This window comes from Aeromicrobium chenweiae (assembly GCF_003065605.1).
GTDB lineage: Bacteria > Actinomycetota > Actinomycetes > Propionibacteriales > Nocardioidaceae > Aeromicrobium > Aeromicrobium chenweiae.
The window spans coordinates 3,585,488-3,607,312 of record NZ_CP026952.1 but is presented as its reverse complement, the minus strand read 5'-3'; the positions used below and the strand labels follow the sequence as shown (position 1 = coordinate 3,607,312).

Annotated in this window: 18 protein-coding genes; 13 read left to right on the top strand and 5 right to left on the bottom strand. The window is 71.5% G+C overall.

The window, feature by feature from the left end:
- Positions 1 to 13: 13 nt before the first annotated feature.
- Together C3E78_RS17495 and C3E78_RS17490 are read right to left on the bottom strand one after the other, a co-directional pair.
- Positions 14 to 1,642: a DUF3352 domain-containing protein gene (locus C3E78_RS17495; RefSeq protein ID WP_108580572.1), complete on the bottom strand. Its 1,629-nt coding sequence runs from the start codon at positions 1,640 to 1,642 to the stop codon at positions 14 to 16.
- An 82-nt stretch (positions 1,643 to 1,724) separates the two neighbouring features.
- Positions 1,725 to 2,267, bottom strand: coding sequence for a PepSY domain-containing protein (locus tag C3E78_RS17490; RefSeq protein ID WP_108580571.1), 543 nt, complete (start codon positions 2,265 to 2,267; stop codon positions 1,725 to 1,727).
- Between the two features lie 152 nt (positions 2,268 to 2,419).
- Here C3E78_RS17490 and C3E78_RS17485 point away from each other — a divergent pair, with 152 nt between their 5' ends.
- The 10 genes from C3E78_RS17485 (at position 2,420) to C3E78_RS17440 (ending at position 14,628) form a co-directional block, all read left to right on the top strand.
- A complete protein-coding gene (locus C3E78_RS17485) occupies positions 2,420 to 3,031 on the top strand; it encodes a TetR/AcrR family transcriptional regulator (protein WP_235833795.1) in 612 nt (203 codons plus the stop codon).
- Positions 3,028 to 3,819 (top strand): TIGR03084 family metal-binding protein, encoded by a 792-nt coding sequence (locus tag C3E78_RS17480; protein ID WP_108580569.1) that lies wholly within the window; start codon positions 3,028 to 3,030, stop codon positions 3,817 to 3,819. Before C3E78_RS17485 ends, C3E78_RS17480 begins: the two co-directional genes overlap by 4 nt.
- Positions 3,816 to 5,630, top strand: coding sequence for an acyclic terpene utilization AtuA family protein (locus C3E78_RS17475; protein WP_108580568.1), 1,815 nt, complete (start codon positions 3,816 to 3,818; stop codon positions 5,628 to 5,630). Before C3E78_RS17480 ends, C3E78_RS17475 begins: the two co-directional genes overlap by 4 nt.
- Positions 5,627 to 6,766, top strand: a complete 1,140-nt coding sequence (locus C3E78_RS17470) for an acyl-CoA dehydrogenase family protein (RefSeq protein WP_108580567.1) — start codon at positions 5,627 to 5,629, stop codon at positions 6,764 to 6,766. Before C3E78_RS17475 ends, C3E78_RS17470 begins: the two co-directional genes overlap by 4 nt.
- A gap of 70 nt (positions 6,767 to 6,836) precedes the next feature.
- Entirely contained in the window at positions 6,837 to 8,414 is a 1,578-nt protein-coding gene (locus C3E78_RS17465; protein WP_108580566.1) for an acyl-CoA carboxylase subunit beta, read from the top strand.
- Positions 8,411 to 10,372, top strand: a complete 1,962-nt coding sequence (locus tag C3E78_RS17460) for an acetyl/propionyl/methylcrotonyl-CoA carboxylase subunit alpha (RefSeq protein ID WP_199906864.1) — start codon at positions 8,411 to 8,413, stop codon at positions 10,370 to 10,372. Before C3E78_RS17465 ends, C3E78_RS17460 begins: the two co-directional genes overlap by 4 nt.
- Positions 10,369 to 11,532 (top strand): acyl-CoA dehydrogenase family protein, encoded by a 1,164-nt coding sequence (locus C3E78_RS17455; protein ID WP_199906863.1) that lies wholly within the window; start codon positions 10,369 to 10,371, stop codon positions 11,530 to 11,532. Before C3E78_RS17460 ends, C3E78_RS17455 begins: the two co-directional genes overlap by 4 nt.
- A 21-nt stretch (positions 11,533 to 11,553) precedes the next feature.
- On the top strand, positions 11,554 to 12,300 hold the full coding sequence (locus tag C3E78_RS17450; protein ID WP_108580565.1) for an enoyl-CoA hydratase-related protein: 747 nt from the start codon (positions 11,554 to 11,556) through the stop codon (positions 12,298 to 12,300).
- Between the two features lie 100 nt (positions 12,301 to 12,400).
- Positions 12,401 to 13,864 (top strand): ABC transporter substrate-binding protein/permease, encoded by a 1,464-nt coding sequence (locus C3E78_RS17445; RefSeq protein ID WP_108580564.1) that lies wholly within the window; start codon positions 12,401 to 12,403, stop codon positions 13,862 to 13,864.
- A complete protein-coding gene (locus tag C3E78_RS17440) occupies positions 13,861 to 14,628 on the top strand; it encodes an amino acid ABC transporter ATP-binding protein (RefSeq protein ID WP_108580563.1) in 768 nt (255 codons plus the stop codon). The genes C3E78_RS17445 and C3E78_RS17440 overlap by 4 nt, the downstream gene beginning before the upstream one ends.
- 16 nt (positions 14,629 to 14,644) lie before the next feature.
- On the opposite strand, the gene C3E78_RS17435 is transcribed toward C3E78_RS17440, so the two are convergent.
- On the bottom strand, positions 14,645 to 15,430 hold the full coding sequence (locus C3E78_RS17435) for a hypothetical protein (protein WP_108580562.1): 786 nt from the start codon (positions 15,428 to 15,430) through the stop codon (positions 14,645 to 14,647).
- A 91-nt stretch (positions 15,431 to 15,521) separates the two neighbouring features.
- Between C3E78_RS17435 and C3E78_RS18390 the strand changes: the two genes are divergently transcribed.
- Positions 15,522 to 15,659, top strand: coding sequence for a hypothetical protein (locus C3E78_RS18390; RefSeq protein WP_159085937.1), 138 nt, complete (start codon positions 15,522 to 15,524; stop codon positions 15,657 to 15,659).
- 97 nt (positions 15,660 to 15,756) lie between these two features.
- Here C3E78_RS18390 and C3E78_RS17430 read toward each other — a convergent pair whose 3' ends face one another.
- Positions 15,757 to 16,584 (bottom strand): hypothetical protein, encoded by an 828-nt coding sequence (locus tag C3E78_RS17430; protein ID WP_135804940.1) that lies wholly within the window; start codon positions 16,582 to 16,584, stop codon positions 15,757 to 15,759.
- Between the two features lie 177 nt (positions 16,585 to 16,761).
- Between C3E78_RS17430 and C3E78_RS17425 the strand changes: the two genes are divergently transcribed.
- Positions 16,762 to 18,873 carry a HelD family protein gene (locus tag C3E78_RS17425; RefSeq protein WP_108580560.1) on the top strand — a complete coding sequence of 704 codons (2,112 nt, stop codon included), beginning with the start codon at positions 16,762 to 16,764 and terminating at the stop codon, positions 18,871 to 18,873.
- Positions 18,870 to 20,396, top strand: a complete 1,527-nt coding sequence (locus C3E78_RS17420; RefSeq protein ID WP_108580559.1) for a metallophosphoesterase family protein — start codon at positions 18,870 to 18,872, stop codon at positions 20,394 to 20,396. The genes C3E78_RS17425 and C3E78_RS17420 overlap by 4 nt, the downstream gene beginning before the upstream one ends.
- Before the next feature lie 214 nt (positions 20,397 to 20,610).
- On the opposite strand, the gene C3E78_RS17410 is transcribed toward C3E78_RS17420, so the two are convergent.
- Entirely contained in the window at positions 20,611 to 21,825 is a 1,215-nt protein-coding gene (locus C3E78_RS17410) for an ArgE/DapE family deacylase (RefSeq protein WP_108580558.1), read from the bottom strand.

Genomic DNA, 21,825 nt, shown 5'->3' with positions numbered 1-21,825 from the left:
CCCTCGTCGTTGCCTAGTTGAACGACACCCGCAGCCTGACGAGCGAGCGGTCGCCGTCCTCCTCGGTCACCGACACGCCGACCGCGGACAGCGCCTTCGCCTCCTCGATCACCGAACGGACGCCCTCCGGGGGGTCGGCCTCGAGCAGCTTGTCGAGGATCGCCCCGATGTTGAGGTAGAAGCCGCCGTAGGCCGCGTCGCCGTCCGGCACGACCTCCTGGAACGCCTTCTCGTCGCCGAGCGAGCCGTCGGCGTCGGTGATGGACGTGGCCGCGTCCTGGTTCGTGGCCAGGACGGCACCGTCGTCGGTGGGCTGGGCGACCAGCGGGATGCCGGCGTCGCGACCCAGCGACACGATGCGCTGGACGAGCGCGAGCGCCTTGGTCCGGTCCGAGTCGAGGGCGAGCGCGACGTCGAGCGAGGACAGCCCCTCCGGGCCGGACAGCGTCGGGAGGGCCTCGAGGTTCTTGGCGCCGACCGCCAGCGTGAGGCGGTCGCCGAACAGGGTCTCGAGGTCCTCGGGCAGCCGGAAGCCGCTCGACCGCTCGATCTGGTCGATGAGGTCCTGGGCGGTGTCGGGCGGGCTGCTCGAGTACGGGACGGCGGACCCCGCGGTCGCCCTCTCCGCGATGCCCGCCGTGCTGCCCGTGAAGCTCGCGGCCAGCTCGTCGAAGCTCTGGACGAAGGCGTCGAACGCCTCGCCCACCTGGTCGCCGACGCCGGCGAGCGACAGGGCGAGGACCGTGTCGGACGGCAGGCTCGCGAGGCTGACCGCGTCGGTGTCGCCCTGCTGCGTCCCGCCGCCGAGGGCTGCGAGCTCGAGGGCGTTGCCGTCGACGCGCAGCGTGGTCGCGACGGACCCGGCCGCGACCAGCTCGTCGAGCTGGGGCCCGAACATCTGCTTGGCCTCAGGGGTGTCCGCGACCGACGCGACGTCGACCCACGCCGAGGCGATGCCCTCGCCGCCGAGCTCGTCGAAGTCGTCGCTGAACCGCTTGGAGTCCCCGAGCGAGGCCTTCTTGGCGGCCGTGACCGACGCGTCGACGTCCGCCTGCTTCGGCGCGAGGATCGCGTAGCCGTCGAGGTACGCGATGCCGTAGCCCTCGCCGCCGCACCCGAAGAGCTTCTTGATGCCCTCGCGCGACTTCTTCTCGTCCTTGGTCTGGACGGCGATGACGAAGCGCTCGTCCTGCAGCTCGGCGCCGATGCCGACGCGATCACCCAGCCACGGCTTGACGTCGTCCTCGTAGTCCAGCCCGTCGCAGCCCTTGAGGGCCTCGTCGAAGACCAGCTGTCGGATGTCCTGGTCCTCGTCCCGGATGCCGATCTCCTCGGCGACGTCGGGGAACTTGCGGATCAGCTTGAACAGCGCGATCTTCTGGCCGGCCGACGGATCCAGGTCGACCCGCGCGTACAGCTGGGTGGACGCCGGGAGCACGTCGTGGGGCTGGGGGCCGCCGCCGTCGAGCTTGTCCCAGATCGCGTACGCCCCGTAGCCGATGCCCAGGACCGCCGCGACGGCGATGCCGCCGAGGACGGGACCCTTGCGGCTGCGGCGGGCGGGCTCGGGCGCTGCCGCCGTCGTCGGCGCGTCGGCAGGCGGCGGGGGCGGTGGCGGGGGAGGCGGGGCCTGCTCGGCCATGGGAGTCCTTCGGTCGCGCGGGTGGGAGTCCGAGGAGAGTACCGGAGGTCACGTCCGAGCCCGATCAGGTTGTCACAGCTCGTCAGTCGTCGACCCGGATCACCTTGAACGACCTGTCGAGCTCGACCGTGGCGTCCTGGCCGTTCGGCAGCAGGACCTCGACCTCGTACGCGTGGTCGGCGTCGTCGCTGCGGCTGGTCTCGGTGACCTTGGCCTCCGGGTCGGTGGCCTTGAGCGCTGCCGCGGTGGCCTTCTTGAGCGTCGTCCCGGTGAGCGGGCGGTCGTCAGGATCGGAGCGGGGCGTCGGCGTGGCGTCCGGCGTCGGTCTCTTCGTGAGCCCGAGATCGGCGATCGTCGGGGGGTTGTTGATGACCTGGAAGTCCTTGTCGAGCTCGACCTCGATGTCGGTGCCGCCGGACAGCGTGATCTCGACCTCGTACGCATAGCCGTCGTCGCCGTCGCCGCGCTCGACGTCCGTGGTGGCGCCCCCGCCGACGTACTCGATCGCCGTCTCCGAGGCCTTCTCGCGGTCGCTCGCGCTGAGCTCGTCGTCGTCACCCGCGCAGGCGCTGAGCGTGAGGGCGGCGGCGAGGACGAGGCCGCTGAGGGTGAGAGGGGTGCGCATGGTGACTCCTGGGAGCTGGGGTGGGAAGGGCTCCCAGTGCACCTCGTGCGCATGAGGTGGGCGTGATGACGACGTGAGAAACGGCTTAGGTTGCCAACAGAAACAAACAATCATGCTTGACTGTTTGTTGTGGAGGGCCCATGCTTGGTCGCGTGAGCACCGAGACCGCGCCGACGCGCATCCCGCAGGGCGAGCGCTCGCGCGCCATGCGGCAGCGCCTGATGGAGGCGACCGTCGACTGCCTCGTCGAGCTCGGCTGGTCCGGGACGACCACCACGGTCGTGAGTCGGCGGGCGGGCGTGAGCCGTGGCGCCCAGCTGCACCACTTCCCCAGCAAGCAGGCCCTCGTCGTCGCCGCGGTCGAGCACCTGACCGACCGTCGCCGCGAGGAGATGCGGCGCAGCGCCGAGCAGCTCTCCGAGGAGGGCCGCACCCGCGGCGTCCTGGAGATCCTCGCCGCGCAGTTCGTCTCCCCGGTGTTCTTCGCGGCGCTGGAGCTGTGGGTCGCTGCGCGCACCGACGCGGAGCTGCGCGAGGCGGTCGCTCCGCTCGAGCGCCGCATCGGCCGCGAGACCCACACGTACGCGGTCGAGCTGCTGGGCATCGACGAGTCGCAGGGCGACAACCGCCAGCTCGTCCAGGCCACGCTCGACCTGGTGCGCGGGCTCGGCCTGGCCGCCTCCCTGACCGACGACGCAAGACGCCGATCGGCGGTCCTGGACTCCTGGGCCGCCGTCCTCGACCACGAGCTGGAGATGCCATGACCGTTCTCGACGGGATCCTGTCCGACCTCACGGCCGAGAGCCTGCAGCTGGACCAGTGGGTCGCCGGGCTGCCGGCCGACGGCTGGGCCACCGTCACGACGCCCGAGGGGTGGACGGTCACGCACCAGGTCGCCCACCTGCACTGGACCGACAGCGCCTCGCTCGCCGCGATCGTCGACCCCGACGAGTTCGGCCGCCTGATGCTCGCCGCCGCCGAGGACCCGTTCGGGTTCATCGACACCGCGACCGAGGAGATGGCGCTGATCCCGCCGCAGGACCTGCTCCAGGTGTGGCGTGAGGGTCGGGTCGAGCTCGACGCGGCGCTGCGCGGCGTCCCGGACGGCGAGAAGATCCCGTGGTTCGGCCCGCCGATGAGCCCCGCGTCGATGGCGACCGCCCGGATCATGGAGACGTGGGCGCACGGCCACGACGTCGCCGAGGCGCTCGGCATCACGATCCCGGAGACCTCGCGCGCCAAGCACGTCTGCCACATCGGCGTCCGGGCCCGCTCGTACGCGTACCTCGCCCGGGGCGAGGACGACCCCGGCGTGCAGATCCGGGTCGAGCTCACCGGGCCCGACGGCGACCTGTGGACCTGGGGCCCCGAGGACGCTGCCGAGCGGGTCACCGGCTCCGGACACGACTTCGCGCTGCTCGCCACCCGCCGCCGTCACCTCGACGACGTCGACGTCACCGCCGAGGGTGAGCACGCCGCGCACTGGCTGACGATCGTCCAGGCCTTCGCGGGGCTGCCCGGGGCCGAACCCGTCCGCCTGGCGGAGCGATGACCCGCGCCCTCCGGATCGGGAACTGCTCGGGCTACTACGGTGACCGGCTCGGCGCGATGCGCGAGATGCTCGAGGGCGGCGAGCTGGACTACCTGACCGGCGACTACCTGGCCGAGCTGACGATGTTGATCCTGGGCCGGGACCGCATGAAGGACGAGTCACTCGGCTATGCCCGCACGTTCGTCCGGCAGATGACCGACTCGATGGCGCTGGCCAAGGAGCTCGGCGTCCGGATCGTCGCGAACGCCGGCGGGCTCAACCCCGCGGGGCTGGCCGCGAAGCTGCGGGAGATCGCGGCGGAGCAGGGTCTCGAGATCGTGATCGCGCACGTGGAGGGCGACGACCTCACGGGTCGCGCCGACGAGCTCGGCCTCGGTGGCGTCCTCACGGCGAATGCGTACCTCGGTGCGTTCGGCATCGCGTCGGCCCTGGAGGGAGGGGCCGACGTGGTGGTCACCGGGCGGGTCACGGACGCGTCGGTGGTCGTCGGGCCCGCGATCGCGCACTTCGGCTGGGCGCGGGACGACCTCGACCAGCTCGCGGGCGCGGTGGTGGCCGGGCACGTGATCGAGTGCGGCACGCAGGCGACGGGCGGCAACTTCGCTGGGTTCACCGATGTCGACATGTCGACTCCGCTGGGGTTCCCGGTCGCGGAGATCGCAGCGGACGGCTCGTGCGTCATCACCAAGCACGCCGGCACCGGCGGCGCGGTCACGGTCGACACGGTGACAGCGCAGCTGGTGTACGAGATCGGGTCGCCGCTGTACCTCGGTCCGGACGTCTCGACGCGCCTCGACACCCTGACCCTCAGCCAGGCCGGCCCGGACCGGGTCGCGATCTCCGGCGCGGTCGGCGAGCCGCCGCCGGCGACGGCCAAGGTGTGCCTCAACGAGCTCGGCGGCTTCCGCAACAGCGTCGAGTTCCTCCTCACGGGTCTCGACATTCCCGAGAAGGCCGCGCTCGTCCAGCAGCAGATGGAGTCCGCCCTCGCCGGGGGCGAGCGGCCCGAGACCGTCGAGTGGCACCTCGACCGCACCGACGTCCCCGACCCGGCGACGCAGGCCGAGGCCACCTCGCTGCTCCGTCTGCACGTCCGGAGCAGGCGGGCCGATCCCGTCGGGCGCACGTTCAGCGACGCCGCGATCCAGCTCGCGCTCGCCTCGTACCCGGGCTTCAGCGTGTCCCGTCCGCCCGCCGCCGCGAGCCCGTACGGCGTCTACCGCGCGGCGTACGTCCCGCAGGCGACGGTGCCCCACCGCGTGGTGGCCGCCGACGGCACCGTCACCGACATCGCGCCCCCCATCGGCGCAACCGAGCCCGCTGGGGGCACCTCCCGCTTGCGGGGGACTGGCGCAGAAATGGACGACTCGCCGTCTCAGAACCTCCAGGTTGCGCCACTCGCGGATCGGGTTGCGCCACTCGGGGAGTGGGCGGCGGACACCGTCCGGGCGCCGCTGGGACGCCTGGCGTACGCGCGGTCCGGCGACAAGGGCGGCGACGCCAACGTCGGGGTCTGGATCCCGGCGGGCCACCCGGCCCGGGACGACGCGTACGCCTGGCTGCTCGAGCTGCTCGACGAGGCGACCGTGCGCGAGCTGCTGCCCGAGTCCGCCCTGCTCGACATCGAGATCCACCCGCTGCCCCACCTCGCGGCGGTCAACATCGTGATCCGCGGCCTGCTCGGCGAGGGGGTGGCCTCGTCCACCCGCCTCGACCCGCAGGCCAAGGGCGTCGGCGAGTGGCTCCGTGCCCGCGACTGCGCCATCCCCTCCATCCTCCTACCCCCTGCGATTGCCGAGGCTGCCCTGTGAACACCTGGAACACCCCCGAACGACTCGCCCTGCGCGAGATGGTCACCTCCTTCACCGAGAAGGAGATCGCGCCGCACCTGCCCGCGTGGGAGGACGCCGGCCTGCTGCCGCGCGAGCTGCACCGGAAGGCCGCCGACGTCGGCATGCTCGGCATCGCGTTCAGCGAGGAGGTCGGTGGCTCCGGCGGCGACATCATCGACGCGACGATCATGACCGAGGCCGTCCTCGCGGGCGGCGGGTCGAGCGGCCTGCTCGCGAGCCTCTGCACGCACGGCATCGCGGTGCCGCACATGGTCGACAGCGGCAACCCCGACCTCATCGAGCGCTACGTCCGACCGACCCTGGCCGGCGAGAAGATCGGCTCCCTCGGCATCACCGAGCCCGGCGGCGGCTCCGACGTGGCGGGTCTGCAGACCCGCGCGGTGCTCGACGGCGACCACTACGTCGTCAACGGCGCCAAGACGTTCATCACCTCCGGCGTCCGCTCGGACTACGTGACCACGGCGGTGCGCACCGGCGGGGACGGGTTCGGCGGCATCAGCCTGCTGGTCATCGACAAGGGCCTGCCCGGCTTCACGGTCTCCAAGCCGCTGAAGAAGATGGGCTGGCACTGCTCCGACACCGCCGAGCTCACGTTCGACGACGTGCGCGTCCCGGCGGGCAACATCGTCGGCGAGGTCAACGGCGGCTTCGGGCTGATCGTCAACCAGTTCGTCAACGAGCGGGTCAGCCTCGCGACGCAGGGCTACGCGACCGCGCAGCGTGCGCTCGACCTGGCCGTCGAGTACGCCCGCCAGCGCGAGACGTTCGGCAAGCCGCTCATCACCCGGCAGGTCATCCGGCACAAGCTCGTCGAGATGCACAGCCGCACCGCGGCCGCGCGGGCGATCACCCGCGAGGCCGTCGAGAAGGCGGCCGCCGGCGAGAGCCCGCTGCTCGAGGCCGTCGTGGCCAAGAACATCTCGGTCGCCGCGTGCGAGTGGGTCGTGTCGGAGGCCGTCCAGATCTTCGGCGGCATGGGCTACATGCGCGAGTCCGAGGTCGAGCGGCACTACCGGGACGCCCGCATCCTCGGCATCGGTGGCGGCGCCACCGAGGTCATGACCGACCTGGCCGCGAAGCTGCTGGCGTACTGATGGGACGTCATCCCGCGCGCACCGCGTGCACCACGCGCGGGATGACGTCCGGCGAGACACGGAGGAACGCATGCTGAGGTCAACCGACGCCTATCGGACGAACCGGGCAGCCATGCTCGAGCGGGTCGCCGACCTGGCCGAGCAGCACCGGGCGGCGATCGACGCCGGCGGCGAGCGCGCGATCGAGCGGCACCGGCGGCGCGGCAAGCTGACCGCCCGCGAGCGGGTCGAGCTGCTCGTCGACGAGGACTCACCGTTCCTCGAGCTCTCGACGCTCGCGGCGTGGGGGACGAGCTTCGCGGTCGGCGCCTCGGTCGTCACGGGCATCGGGGTGGTCGAGGGGGTCGAGTGCGTGATCGTGGCGCACGACCCCACGGTCAAGGGCGGGTCGACCAACCCCAGCACCCTCGCGAAGATCCGCCGCTCGGCGCAGATCGCCGCGGAGTGCGGGCTGCCGACGATCAACCTCGTCGAGTCCGGCGGCGCGGACCTGCCGACGCAGAAGGACATCTTCATCCCGGGTGGCGGCTCGTTCCGTGACATCACCCGGGCCAGCGCGGACCGGCGCCCGACGATCGCGCTCGTGTTCGGCAGCTCGACGGCCGGCGGCGCGTACGTGCCGGGGATGAGCGACTACGTCGTGATGGTCAAGGACGGGGCCAAGGTTTTCCTCGGCGGTCCGCCGCTGGTCAAGATGGCGACCGGCGAGGAGTCCGACGACGAGTCCCTCGGCGGAGCGGAGATGCACGCCCGCCAGTCCGGTCTCGCCGACTACCTCGCGGCGGACGAGCGCGACGCGATCCGGATCGGCCGCTCGATCGTGAAGAACCTCAACTGGCGCAAGCGCGGCACGATCCCCGAGCCGACCTACGCCGAGCCGTTGCACGACGCGGAGGAGCTGCTCGGCATCGTGCCGACCGACCTCAAGATCCCGTTCGACCCCCGCGAGGTCATCGCGTGCATCGTCGACGGCAGCAGCTTCGACGAGTTCAAGCCGTTGTACGGCTCCTCGCTGGTGACCGGCTTCGCCCGGCTGCACGGCTACCCGATCGGCATCCTCGCGAACGCCCAGGGCGTGCTCTTCAGCGAGGAGGCGCAGAAGGCCGCGCAGTTCATCCAGCTGGCCAACCAGGTCGACACGCCACTGCTGTTCCTGCACAACACGACGGGCTACATGGTCGGGGCGGAGTACGAGCAGGGCGGCATCATCAAGCACGGCGCGCAGATGATCAACGCGGTCTCCAACTCGGCCGTGCCCCACCTCTCGGTCGTGATCGGGGCGTCGTACGGCGCCGGTCACTACGGCATGAGCGGGCGGGCGTACGACCCGCGCTTCATGTTCAGCTGGCCCAACGCCAAGTCCGCCGTGATGGGGCCGGCGCAGCTCGCCGGCGTCATCTCGATCGTGGCGCGTGGTGCCGCCGAGGCCAAGGGGCAGCCGTACGACGAGGAAGGGGACCTGGCGATGCGCGCCTACGTCGAGGAGCAGATCGAGAAGGAGTCCCTGGCCTACTTCACGTCCGGGATGCTCTACGACGACGGGGTGATCGACCCCCGGAACACCCGGACGATCCTGGGCATCTGCCTGTCGGCCATCCACACCCGCGAAGTGCGCGGCGCCGAGGGCTATGGGGTGTTCAGGCTGTGAGCGCCGTCATCACGTCAGTGCTCGTCGCCAATCGTGGGGAGATCGCGCGCCGGGTGCTCCGGACCTGCCGGGAGCTCGGGATCCGTACCGTGGCCGTCCACTCCGACGCGGACGCGGGGGCGCCGTTCGTCGCCGAGGCCGACCTGGCCGTGCGCCTGGTGGGCGATGCGCCGACCGACACGTACCTGCGGGGTGACCTCATCGTCGCCGCCGCGCTCCGGGCCGGCGCCGACGCGATCCATCCCGGCTACGGCTTCCTGTCCGAGAACGCCCAGCTCGCGCGGGACGTCGTCGCGGCCGGGCTGGTCTGGATCGGCCCGGACGCCGACACGATCGAGCAGATGGGCTCGAAGATCCGCGCCAAGGAGCTCATGGCCGCCGCCGGCGTGCCGACCCTGAGCGTCGACGCCGCGACTGCGGCGCCCGACGACTTCCCGCTGCTGGTCAAGGCCTCGGCCGGAGGCGGCGGACGTGGCATGCGGGTCGTCACCGCCCCTGCCGAGCTGGACGCCCAGCTCGCGAAGGCCGCCGCCGAGGCGCAGTCCGCGTTCGGCGACGCGACCGTGTTCGTGGAGCCGTACCTGCCGACCGCCCGCCACATCGAGGTCCAGGTCATGGCAGACCGCCACGGCACGTGCTGGGTGGTCGGCGACCGGGACTGCTCGATCCAGCGCCGTCACCAGAAGGTCGTCGAGGAGGCGCCCGCGCCCGACGTGAGCGCGACGGTCCGCGCCGTCCTGCACGACGCGGCACGCGCTGCGGTCGCGGCGGTCGGCTACGTCGGCGCCGGCACGGTCGAGTTCCTCGTCTCGGACGCGCACCTCGAGGACGGTCGGGTCTTCTTCCTGGAGATGAACACCCGTCTGCAGGTCGAGCACCCGGTCACCGAGGAGGTCTTCGGCGTGGACCTGGTCGCCCAGCAGATCGCGGTCGCCGAGGGGACCGCCCTGGGGGCCGAGCCTGAGGGGCCGACGGGCCATGCGGTCGAGGTGCGCCTGTACGCCGAGGACCCCGCCGACGGCTGGCAGCCGCAGACCGGCACCGTCCGGACGTTCGATGTCCCGGCCGGTCCGGGGCTGCGGGTCGACTCCGGCGTCGAGCCGGGCTCGGTCGTCGGCATCCACTACGACGCGATGATCGCCAAGATCATCGCCCACGGGCCCGACCGTGCCACCGCGATCCGCCGGCTCGGCGACGTCCTCCGCCGCACGCGCGTCCACGGCGTGCGGACCAACCTGGCGTTCCTGCGCTCGATCCTCGACGACGAGGCCTTCGCCGCCGCGCAGGTCCACACCGCGCTGCTCGACGAGCGGCTCGAGGCCTGGACGCGGCCCGCCCTCGACGACGCGGCGGCACGCCGGACGGTCCTCGCGGCCGCGCTGGCGAAGGCCTCGGCCGCGGCGACCGGCGCCCGGGTGCTGAGCCGCATCCCCGCCGCGTACCGCAACGTGCCGAGTGCACCCCGGACGCGGACGTACGTGCCGGCGGGAGGGGGCGATGCGGTCACCGTCTCGTACAGCGCCGGCTTCGTCCAGCACGACCTCGAGGACGTCAGCGTCGTCGACGCCACCGCGACGCGCGTCGTGCTCGACGTCGGCGGGGTCACGGAGTCGTACGAGGTCCACGTGGGCGAGGGGTGGGTCGACGTCGACGGCCCGCACGGCTCGATGGACCTCGTCCCGGTGCCGCGGTTCGTGGACCCGGCGGACGTGGTCGTGGAGGGATCGCTCCTCGCCCCCATGCCGGCCTCGGTCGTCACGGTGGCGGTCGCGGACGGCGCCCGGGTCGTCAGGGGCGACGTCATCGTCGTCCTCGAGGCCATGAAGATGCAGCACACCATCGCGGCGCCGACCGACGGCGTCGTCACCCAGCTCTCGGTCACCCCGGGCTCGCAGGTCGAGTCCGGAGCCGTGCTCGCCGTCATCGAGGCGGCCGAACCCACAGGAGATCAACCATGACCATTGCCTTCACCGAGTCCGACGAGCGCATCGCGCTGCGTCAGTCCGTCGCCGCCCTCGGCAACAAGTTCGGCCGCAGCTACTTCGAGGAGGCCGCGCGCACGGGCAAGAAGACCACCGAGCTGTGGGCCGAGGCGGGGCGCAACGGCTTCCTCGGCGTGTCGATCCCCGAGGAGTACGGCGGAGGCGGCGGCGACATCGGCGACCTCGCCGCGGTCTGCGAGGAGCTGGCTGCCGCGGGCAGCCCGCTGCTGCTCATGGTCGTCTCGCCCGCGATCGTCGGCACGATCATCACGCAGTACGGCAGCGAGGAGCAGAAGCAGGCGCTGCTGCCCGGCCTGGCCGACGGCACGTCGACGTTCGCCTTCTCGATCACCGAGCCCGACGCGGGCTCCAACTCGCACAACATCATCACCACGGCGTACCGCGAGGCGGACGGCTGGCGCCTGACGGGCACCAAGACGTACATCTCGGGCGTCGACGAGGCCAGCCACGTGCTGGTCGTCGCCCGGACCGAGGACGCCCGCACCGGCAAGCTCAAGCCGGCGCTGTTCCTCGTGCCGACCGACTCCGCGGGCTTCACGTTCCAGGAGATCGACATGGGCATCATCTCGCCGGAGAAGCAGTTCACGCTGTTCTTCGACGACGTGCGCGTCCCGACCGACGCACTGATCGGCGGCGAGGGCGCCGGCATCGAGCAGCTCTTCGCCGGGCTCAACCCCGAGCGCATCATGGCGGCGTCGTTCGCCCTCGGCACCGCCCGGCTCGCCCTGGCGAAGGCCTCGGAGTATGCCAAGGAGCGCAAGGTCTGGGACGTGCCGATCGGTGCCCACCAGGCGATCTCCCACCCCCTCGCGCAGACGTACATCGAGATCGAGATGGCCCGGCTGATGACGCAGAAGGCGGCCGCGCTCTACGCCGCGGGCGACGTGATGCGGGCGGCCGAGGCGGCCAACATGGCCAAGTACGCGGCGGGGGAGGCGGTCTGCAACGCGGTCGACCGCGCCATCCAGACGCACGGTGGCAACGGCCTGGCCAACGAGTACGGTCTGGTGCAGATGCTCGCGGGCTCCCGCCTGTCGCGCATCGCGCCGGTGAGCCGGGAGATGGCGCTCAACTTCGTCGCCCAGTTCTCGCTCGGCCTGCCCAAGTCCTACTGAACCGCACGGAAGGCCCCGACCATGGCTGAGCTGGTCCACCTCGACATCGACAAGCGGGTCGCCACGATCACGCTCGACAGCGAGCACAACCGCAACGCCCTGAGCAAGCAGCTCGTGTCGGAGCTGATGGCGCACGTGGAGACGGCCGACGCCGATCCGGAGGTGCGGGTCATCGTCATCCGCTCCGCCGGGCCGGTGTTCTGCTCCGGCGCGGACATGGTCGAGGCGTCGGCCGGTGGCATGGTCGAGGGGGCCAAGTCGATGGTGGCGATGCAGCTGCTCATCGCCACGGCCACCACGCCCGTCGTGGTCGAGCTCGACGGGCCGGTGCGCGCCGGCGGCCTCGGCATCGTGGGCGCGGCCGACATCGTGCTCGCGGCGGAGCCGGTGACCTTCCAGCTCACAGAGGTGCGCCTCGCGCTCGCGCCCGCGATCATCTCGCTGAGCCTGGTGCCGCGCCTGACGGACCGGGCGGCCAGCGAGCTGTTCCTGACCGCGCGCACGTTCGACGCGGTCGAGGCTGCACAGATCGGGCTGGTCACCCGTGCGGTGCCTGCCGCGGAGCTCGCGGACGAGGTCGACCGCGTCGTCGGGGACCTCGCGAAGGGCTACCCGCAGGGACTGCGCGAGACCAAGAAGCTGCTCAACCACGACCTGGTCACCCGCATCGACACCCTCGGCGCCGGTCTCGCCCAGCTGTCGGGCGAGCTCTTCGGCAGCGACGAGGCCCGTGAGGCGATGGCGGCCTTCCTCAACCGCCGGCGCTGACCTGCGTGCACGCGCCGCCCACATGATGGATGTGGTGCAGGGCCGCGCTGCGGCGTCACTACTGTCGCCGTACCGTCATAGGGTGCCAAGAGGAGGACGAATGCGCAGTGCAGCCAGGCTCCTGCTCCTGGCGTTGCTGGTGGTCGTCCTGCTGCCGACGACGGCCGCGAGCGCCGACGACCGACCGGTGGTCCGGGTCGGCACGGAGGGCACGTACCCGCCGTTCACGTTCCACGAGTCGGGCAACAACGAGCTCACCGGCTACGACATCGACGTCGTCAAGGCCGTCGCGAAGAAGGCCGGCTGGCGCCTGGAGTTCGTCGAGACGCAGTTCGACGCGATCTTCGCGGCCCTGGAGTCCGACCGGATCGACGTCATCGCCAACCAGGTGTCCACGAACCCCGAGCGCGAGGCCAAGTTCGGGCTGTCCGAGCCGTACACGTACTCCCGCGGTGTCATCGTGGTCAAGACCGGCACGAAGGGCATCACGTCCCTGGCCGACCTCAAGGGCAAGACGACCGCGCAGTCGATCACGAGCAACTGGGCCACGGTCGCGAAGGACGCCGGCGCGAAGGTCGAGGGCGTCGAGGGATTCGCGCAGGCGGCCGCGCTCCTCGTGCAGGGCCGGGTCGACGCGATCGTCAACGACAACATCGCGGTGCTCGACTACCTCAACACGACCGGGTCCGACCGGATCGAGATCTCCGGCGACGCCGGCGGCGAGGTCAGCAAGCAGGTGCTCGCGTTCCGCAAGGGCGATCCCCGTCTCGCCGAGGCGAACCAGGCGCTGCAGGCACTGCGGGCCGACGGCACCCTCGCGAAGATCTCCGAGTCGTACTTCAAGGCCAATGTCTCGGTCGAGAACGACGGCGACGTCGACCTGTCGGGCGGCCGCAAGGGCAAGAGCAACGCCCAGGTGGTCCAGGACGCGGCCTGGCCGATGTTCAAGGGCCTGCTCAAGGTCTCGATCCCGATCACGATCATCAGCTTCCTCATCGGTCTCGCGATCGCGGTCGCCGTCGCGCTGGCCCGCATCTCCGGCAGCCGCGTCCTGGCCGGGCTGGCGCGCGGGTACGTCTCGATCATCCGCGGGACGCCGCTGCTGGTGCAGCTGTTCATCGTGTTCTTCGGCCTGCCCGAGATCGGGATCGACTTCTCGTCGTACGTCGCCGGCGTGGTCGCGCTGAGCCTCAACGTGGGCGGGTACGCGGCCGAGGTGGTGCGCTCCGCGATCCTGTCGGTGCCGAAGGGCCAGTTCGAGGCCGCCGCCTCGATCGGCATGGGCTACTGGCAGTCGCTGCGACGCATCGTCTACCCGCAGGCCGCCCGCACCGCCGTGCCTCCGCTGTCCAACACCGCGATCTCGCTGTTCAAGGACACGTCGCTGCTGTCGGTCGTGCTCCTGACCGACGTGCTGCGCTCGGCCCAGAACGCCGCCGCCGAGGCGCAGGTGTTCCTGCCGCTCTACGCCTTCGCGGCGCTGTACTACTGGATCGTCTGCGTGGCCATGTCCTTCGTCCAGGGCAGGCTCGAGACCCGACTGAACAGGTTCGTGGCGTCATGACCGATCCGCTCATCCGTGTCCGCGGCGTCACCAAGTCGTTCGGCGACAACCACGTGCTGCGTGGGGTGGACTTCACCGCCGCCGCCGGCACGACCACGACCATCCTGGGTCCGTCCGGATCGGGCAAGACGACGCTCCTGCGTGCGCTGAACGTGCTCGAGACGCCCGACGCCGGCACGATCGGCATCGGTGACGTCGAGGTCGACTTCGGGGCGCTGCCCTCGGGCAAGGCCGGTCGTGCCGCCGCCGCCCGGCTCCGCGCGCAGAGCGGCATGGTCTTCCAGGCCCACAACCTGTTCCCGCACAAGACGGTGCTGGAGAACGTCATCGAGGGCCCCGTGCAGGTGCAGAAGCGTCCGCTCGAGGAGGCCGTCGCGGACGCGCGCGCCCTGCTCGACCAGGTCGGTCTGGCCGAGAAGGCCGACCAGTACCCGTTCCAGCTCTCCGGCGGCCAGCAGCAGCGGGTCGGCATCGCCCGTGCCCTCGCGCTCAAGCCGAAGGTGGTCCTGTTCGACGAGCCCACCTCGTCCCTCGACCCCGAGCTCGTCGGCGAGGTGCTGTCGGTGATCAAGGACCTCACGCACGAGGGCTGGACCACCGTCATCGTGACGCACGAGGTCCGCTTCGCCCAGCAGGTCTGCAACCAGGTGCTGTTCCTCGACGGCGGCGTGGTGGTGGAGAGCGGCTCTCCCGACCAGGTCATCGGCCACCCGCGCGAGGACCGCACCCGTCAGTTCCTGAAGCGGATCCTCGACATCGCCTGACGGGACGCTCCCGGGCTCAGCTGCCGGACGGCTCGACCTGCTCGGCGGACGGGGCCTGCTCCGTCGGCGCCGGCGGGGCCGACGCGGTGGTTCTCGCAGGTGCCGGCGTCTCCGGCGCGACCGGGGCGACCGTCGTGGGTGCCGGGGCGGGAGCAGGCTTGGTGGGCGGCGGCGTCGTCGGGGCCTTCGTCGGCGTCGTCAGCGGCGCGCGTGCCAGGGAGGTCAGGGAGATCCAGAGGTTGGACTTGGTGCCGAACTTCTTGTTGTTCGCGCACACCTCCTTGCCGTTGCGGTAGAGCAGCACGTCCGCGCTGTTGACCCCGCCGGTCATGCCCGCCTGGACGCCGAGGCGCGAGATCGCCTCGTCCTCCTCGGCCACGGCCGCCACGATGCGCTCCCCGGGCTGTTGGTCGAAGTAGATCCGGAGCCGGCACTTCTTCACCAGGGCGATGCGCTTCACGCCGATGGAGGCGTGCCCGGCGTTCGTGTGGACGTACACGTGGGTGCCGAGGCGGATCACGGCACCGCGCATGATGACCCGGTCCTGGGACGTGGCCGCAGGGGCGTTGCCGGCCAGGGCCGCGTACGCCGCGGTCCCGCCCATGCCGAGGGCGAGGGCGACGGCGGCGATCAGGACGATGCCACCGGACCGTCCGACCCGGCGGGGTCGTGCCGCAGCGTGGCCCGGCGCGCGCCGGTGGGCGCCCGAACCCGATCGCCGCGCGACCGCGTCGTGGACGCCCGTAGCGTCATGGTGCTTGCCCTGGACGTCAGCACGACGCCTCTCCCCGAAAAAAGACACCCCGTCATTCAGTCAGACCGGCGGCGTCCTGCCAATGACTCAGAAGAACTAGTTTCGCCGCGCTACCAGTCTGAGACGAGGTGAGTCGCGGATGACTCACCTGGTCGCCATGAGCGGGTGCGGGTACGTGCACGACACCATCGGACGGCCGGGGACCATCGCCACCTGGTGGTTGTCGTCGACCGTGTCCGCGTCCCCGTCGTCGTACGGCGCGACGGTGAACCGCTAGGGGGCGCCGGCGGTCATCCGCGTCCGGACCGCCCGGCTGGAGGCGTCGGCGGGCGAGCGGTGGTAGGGGAGACCGCGCCGGAGCGGGAGGGGCTCGATCAGCGGTACGGCGTCGAGCGCGTCGGGTAGGTGCACGCAGCGACCGGGCGTCCGACCACGAAGCGAAGCGCGGCCTGGTCGCTGAGGTCGGCGCGACGTGCGACGGAGAACGTGATCTTGTCGCGGGCGTTCATCTTCTTCTGCACGGTCGGCGACGCCTCGTAGACCTGCCCCTTGGCGAGGTCCCGGGTGACCAACGTCCTGCGCTGGGTCACCCGGATCGTGCCCCGTCCCGCGGTGCTCCGGCTGGACGGACCGGTCTTGAAGTTGACCCGCATGCAGTGGAAGCCGCGGGTGTCGAAGACCGCCCTGCCCCCGCCGGTGATCGCGTAGCCGTCCCGGTAGTACGAGCCGTTGCCGAGCTTCTCGCGGTTGGTGTAGGCCGAGCCGGAGCTCGCGGCCCGGTCGAACATGTATGTGGGGCTGACGAACTGGTAGACGTACACCCGCGTCGGGTCGGTGCCGGCCTTCTTCCCGCTGCCGGCCGGCTTGACGACGTCGATCTCGTACCGGCCGCCGTCCTTGGGCTTCCACTTCTTGGAGAACCGGCCCGACGACGAGAGCCTGGCGGTCCCGAGGAGCTTTCGCGGTGCGGCCTTGGTGCTGACGTTGCGGTAGTAGATGCGGACCCTCTTGCCCTTCACCTTTCCGCCGGTGACCTTGCCCTTGATGCGCGTGGACCGGTTCGACCCGTCGCCGGACGTGAGGTCGAGCTTGTCGTCGGTCACGGTGGCCGAGATCTTGTAGCGGGTCGACGCGGCGTGGGCCCCGCTGAGCGGGGTGACGACGAGCGCCAGGACGATGAGGATTCCGAGAGTCTTGCGCACGATGAGCACCTGGATGTCGAGAAGGTGGATCCTTCCAGCGTAAGTGCCTCTGCGCCCTCCTGCTGAGGGCCGCCGGCGGCGCGACGGCCCCACGACGCGTCCAGTGATCGATCTGCCTGCGGAATATTTACGGCACGGAATACACTTGTGAGTTCTCTAGGCCAGCGAAGGAGTCGGGTGAGCGCGGACAACGCGGAGCAGCGCGAGATCGAGGCGGAGCAGTCGTACGTCGACACGGTCTACGAACGTCTGGATGCGTCGGCCAAGGTTGCCCAGTCGCTCGTCGTCGAGGGCATGGCGCGGGGGCACGTGGGCAACGAAGGTGGCCTGGTCGAGCGCGACGCCATGGTCTACCAGGCGTCGAAACGGCTGTCGGCGCTCAACGCGGCCCACGACGGTCTGGTGTTCGGCCGGCTCAACATGCTCGATGGCGAGTCGCGCTACATCGGCCGGATCGGCGTCCGTGACGCGGACCGCGAGATCCTGCTCGTCGACTGGCGCGCCCCGGCGGCCGCGATCTTCTACCAGGCGACCGCGCAGGAGCCGGCCGGCGTCGTGCGGCGCCGCGTGCTCCGCTGCTCGAACGACCAGGTCATCGGCATCGAGGACGACCTCCTCGACAGCGACCACGCCCCGGACGACATGGTCGTCATCGGCGAGGGTGCGCTCCTGGCCAGCCTCACCCGTGCCCGGGACAGCTCGATGCACTCGGTCGTCGCCACGATCCAGAAGGAGCAGGACGAGGCCATCCGCGCGCCCGCCCGCGGCGCCACCACGATCGGCGGCGGCCCCGGCACGGGCAAGACCGTCGTCGCGCTGCACCGTGCGGCGTACCTGCTCTACACCGATCGCCGTCGCTTCGAGTCCGGCGGCGTGCTCGTGGTCGGCCCCTCCTCCGTCTTCATGAGCTACATCGAGCGGGTCCTGCCGAGCCTCGGCGAGACGAGCGTGACCCTGCGATCGCTCGGCGAGGTCGTCGACGGTCTCCGGGCCGCCCGCCACGACGAGCCGGTCGCTGCCGCGGCCAAGGGCTCCTCGCGGATGGTCAAGTTCCTGTCCCGGGCGGCCGCCGCGCCGGCACCGGGAGCTCCCACGTCGTTCCGCTACTTCTACAAGGACGACGTCCTGCGGCTCGACGCCCAGCAGCTCGAGCGCATCCGTCGCCAGCTGCTGTCCGGCGCTCGGCGCAACCGGGCGTACGCGAAGGCGCCGTCCGCGCTCGTGGACGCGCTGTGGCGCCAGGTGCGCGGCGACCGCGCGCTCGAGAAGGGCGAGGAGGGCTTCGTGGAGACGATCACCACGGACGACCGCTTCGTCGACTTCGTCGAGGAGTGGTGGCCGCCGGTCGAGCCGATCGACGTCTGGCGCACCCTGCCGGACCTGATCGAGCCGCTGTCCCACGGCGCGTTCAACGCCAAGGAGATCGCCGCGCTCAAGCAGTCCTGGACCCTCGACGAGCCCAGCATCCAGGACGTCCCCCTGATCGACGAGCTGCGCTACATCCTCGGCGAGCTGCCCGAGTCCGGCGACGACGACGACGACAACCCCAAGCAGCTGATGAGCTTCGAGCGCCGCGAGCGCGAGGAGCGCGTCGACCGCTTCCGCTCCACCCAGAGCATCGAGGACGACGGGTTCGCGCACGTGCTGGTCGACGAGGCGCAGGACCTCTCGCCGATGCAGTGGCGCATGCTCGGCCGCCGCGGCCGTCACGCGAGCTGGACGATCGTGGGGGACCAGGCGCAGTCGTCGTGGCCCTACCCGCAGGAGTCCGCCGCCGCCCGCACGTCCGCCCTCGAGGGCAAGCCCGAGCACGCGTTCCGGCTCTCGACCAACTACCGCAACTCGGCCGAGATCTACGAGCTCGCGGCCAAGGTCGCCGCCGTGGCGGTGCCGGACCCCGACCTGGCCGACGCGGTACGGCGCACGGGGGAGTCCCCACAGCAGCACGTCGTCGCCGAGTCCGAGCTGGTCTCGACGGTGCGGCGCAGCGCCGAGGAGATCCTCGGACGCGTCGACGGCACCGTCGCGATCGTGACTCCCCGGGCCCGTCTCTCCCCGCTCACCGAGCAGCTGTCGGACTTCCTGGCCGAGCACGCGGACCGCCTGCGCCTGCTCGACGGCCTCGACACCAAGGGGCTGGAGTTCGACGGCGTCGTGGTGGTCGAGCCCGACGGCATCACCGACGAGTCGAGCGCCGGCTGGCGCACCCTGTACGTCGTGCTGACCCGTGCGACCCAGCTGCTCACGACCGTGGGCACGACCGATCGCTGGAGCACCCGGATCGCATGAGCAGGACGATCCTCAAGGTCCTGCTCCTGATCGCCCTCGGGGTGATCGTCGGGGTGCCCACGGCGTACTCGACGTTCGTCCACAGCGAGCGCGAGATCGTGATCGGCGCGCACGAGGCGACCGTCCACCCCACCTTCGACGGCTACGCCCGGATCGACTTCGGCACGCTGATCCCGCAGATCCGCGTGCCGGCGGAGACCCCGCTCGGCATCGGCGTGGACATCCGCCTGGGCGACAGCGAGGTCACCGAGCTCAACCAGCTGGTCGCCCGCGACGCCGTGATCGCGAGCCAGCCGCAGGGCGAGATCGCGGCCGTCCGGTCGACGATCCTGTCGATGGCGGCCGACGCTGCGATGCGCGGCCTGGGGGTCGCCGCCCTGACCGTGCTCGTGGCGGTGCTCGGTTGGCGGGCCATCGGTGGCTCCCGTCGGCGCGCGATCTGGGCGACGGCCCGGCACCCGCGCCGGGGCCAGGTCGTCGGGGCGCTGGGCACCGCCGTCGTGGTCGTGGCGGGGGTGGCCCTGGTCGCCGCGCCGGATCGTCCCCGCAGCGACGACACCGCGTCCTGGGTGCCGATCGGCACGGTGTTCCCGGTGCTGCCCAACGACCCGGTCCTCGACCGGGTCGAGATCATCGAGGGCGCCTCGACGTCCGGCAGCAAGGCGCTCGTGCAGGGCGCGCTCGACACCTACCAGACCTCGGTCGCCTTCTACGGCCGCATGGTCGACACCGCCAGGAGCGTGGACGTGCGCACGCCCCAGGAGGGTGAGACGACGGCGCTGGTCGTCACCGACCGGCACGACAACATCGGCATGGACCCGGTCGTGCGGGTCATCGCCGAGCGGGCCGGTGCGGACCTGCTGATCGACCTCGGGGACGACACCTCGAACGGTGCGAGCTGGGAGACGTTCAGCATCAACTCGCTCGCCCGCGAGTTCCGTGACGTCGACATCGTCTCGGTCACCGGCAACCACGACAACGGCACCGCGATCGCCACCCAGATGGAGGACAAGGGCTTCACGCTGCTGAAGGGCGAGCCCGTGACCGTGGGTGGCGTCCGGTTCCTCGGCAGCAGCGACCCGCGCAGCTCGGGCCTGACCGCCGGCTACTTCGGTGACGCGAAGGACAATGCCGCCGCGCTCGCCAAGCAGGACGAGGAGCTGACGAAGGCGGCGTGCGAGGCTGGCGACGTCAGCGTCATCGCGGTGCACAGCCCCACCTCGGCCAAGAAGGCGGCGGCCTCCGGCTGCGTCGACCTCGTGCTGTCGGGCCACCTGCACCGGCAGGTCGGACCCGTGACGGCGATCGGTGAGAACGGCCGCTCGACGACCACGCTGACCACCGCCTCGACCGGTGGCGCGGTGTACGCCTTCGCGCTGGGCAGCAAGCTGCGGCGCACCGCGCAGGCCACGATCGTGACGTTCCGCGACGGTCGTCCCGTGGGCCTGCAGCCGGTCGACTTCGAGCCGGGCGGGGACGTCGCCCCCCAGTCCTACGTCTCGATGGCCCCCTCCGACCGCTGACGCGAGCCCCCCGTCCGCTGAGGGGAGCCCCCCGTCCGGTGAGGGGAGACTCGCGTCCGGTGAGGGGAGACTCTTGGTCTCCCGTTGGCGGGACGTAACTCTCCCGTCGCGGGGCGTAACTCTCCCCTCGCGGGACGCAACTCTCCCCTCGGCGGACGGTAAGTCTCCCGTCGGCGGGCGGGAGTCTCCCGTCAGCGGTGGGGTGGGGTGGGGATCAGGTGCAGCGGGCCACGATGAGCTCGGCGTACGCGGTCGCGCTGGCCACGACCTCCGCGATGCCGACGCTCTCGTCGACCGCGTGGGCGTCGGCGATGTCGCCCGGTCCGTACTGCACGGTGGGGATGCCCGCGGCCGCGTACTGGCGCAGGTCGGAGCCGTAGGGGGCGCCGATGAGTGCAGGCGCGTCCTGCCCGGCGGCGACGACCGCATCGCGAACCTGGACCCCGAACGGGTCGCCCGCCGCCAGCTCGCCGGCAGCGAAGTGCCCGCCCGGCCAGGTGACGACCGGCGGGTGGTCCGCGAGCCACGGATCGGCGGCGGCGGCCCGCGCCACGGCCTGCTCGAACGCGGCCTTGCCGGCGGCGAACGACTCGCCGGGCATGAGCCCGTACCGGCCCTCGGCGACCAGGAGGTCGGGCACCGTGCTGGCCCAGTCGCCGGCGCGGATCACGCCCACGCTGATCGGCCAGGGCAGGGACGGCCCGAACGGGGCGACGGGGTCCGCGTTGCGGACGTCCTCGAGCTCGGCGAGCGCCCGGTGGACGTGCTCGAACGCCGTGATCGCGCTGTGACCGGTCGTGCGCATCGAGCCGTGGGTGGACTGACCGGGCACCTCGAGGCGGAAGGTCAGCGAGCCGGCGTTCGCCGAGACGATCTGGCCGGCGGTGGGCTCGGCGATCACGCACGCATCGCCGTGGTGGCCGCGGCGCAGCGTCGCGAAGGTGCCGACGCCGCCGTCCTCCTCCCCGATGACGGTGTGGATCGCGAACGGTCGCGACAGCGGCACGTCGGCGACGGCCCGCGCCGCGGCGATGATCGCGACCACGCCGCCCTTCATGTCGCAGACCCCGCGCCCGTACCACCGGTCCGCCTCCTCGCGGACCAGCCACGGATCGGCGTTCGTCCACGACTCCGCGTCGCCCGGCGGCACGACGTCGACGTGGCCGTTGAGGATCAAGGCCGGGGTGCCGGGGCCGGACGTGCCGACGACGCCCCAGGCCTCCTCGCGCTCGACCTCCTCGCCGGGGTGGTCCGGGTGCGCGCGCAGCTCGTCGAGGTCGAGCCGCCACTGGTCGACGTCGAGCCCGAGGCCGGTCAGGTGGGCCGCGCACCACCGCTGGACGGCGATCTCCGCGTCCGAGCCGCCGGTGCTGGGGATGTTGACCAGCTGCGCGAGGTCACGCCGGATCAGGTCGACGTCGATGTCCAT

Excerpts from the sequence above, each read along its gene's own strand:
- C3E78_RS17495 (WP_108580572.1), bottom strand. The coding sequence starts at position 1,642 with ATGGCCGAGCAGGCCCCGCCTCCCCCGCCACCGCCCCCGCCGCCTGCC.
- C3E78_RS17490 (WP_108580571.1), bottom strand. The coding sequence starts at position 2,267 with ATGCGCACCCCTCTCACCCTCAGCGGCCTCGTCCTCGCCGCCGCCCTC.
- C3E78_RS17480 (WP_108580569.1), top strand. The coding sequence starts at position 3,028 with ATGACCGTTCTCGACGGGATCCTGTCCGACCTCACGGCCGAGAGCCTG.
- C3E78_RS17475 (WP_108580568.1), top strand. The coding sequence starts at position 3,816 with ATGACCCGCGCCCTCCGGATCGGGAACTGCTCGGGCTACTACGGTGAC.
- C3E78_RS17465 (WP_108580566.1), top strand. The coding sequence starts at position 6,837 with ATGCTGAGGTCAACCGACGCCTATCGGACGAACCGGGCAGCCATGCTC.
- C3E78_RS17455 (WP_199906863.1), top strand. The coding sequence starts at position 10,369 with ATGACCATTGCCTTCACCGAGTCCGACGAGCGCATCGCGCTGCGTCAG.
- C3E78_RS17450 (WP_108580565.1), top strand. The coding sequence starts at position 11,554 with ATGGCTGAGCTGGTCCACCTCGACATCGACAAGCGGGTCGCCACGATC.
- C3E78_RS17445 (WP_108580564.1), top strand. The coding sequence starts at position 12,401 with ATGCGCAGTGCAGCCAGGCTCCTGCTCCTGGCGTTGCTGGTGGTCGTC.
- C3E78_RS17440 (WP_108580563.1), top strand. The coding sequence starts at position 13,861 with ATGACCGATCCGCTCATCCGTGTCCGCGGCGTCACCAAGTCGTTCGGC.
- C3E78_RS18390 (WP_159085937.1), top strand. The coding sequence starts at position 15,522 with ATGACTCACCTGGTCGCCATGAGCGGGTGCGGGTACGTGCACGACACC.
- C3E78_RS17420 (WP_108580559.1), top strand. The coding sequence starts at position 18,870 with ATGAGCAGGACGATCCTCAAGGTCCTGCTCCTGATCGCCCTCGGGGTG.
- C3E78_RS17410 (WP_108580558.1), bottom strand. The coding sequence starts at position 21,825 with ATGGACATCGACGTCGACCTGATCCGGCGTGACCTCGCGCAGCTGGTC.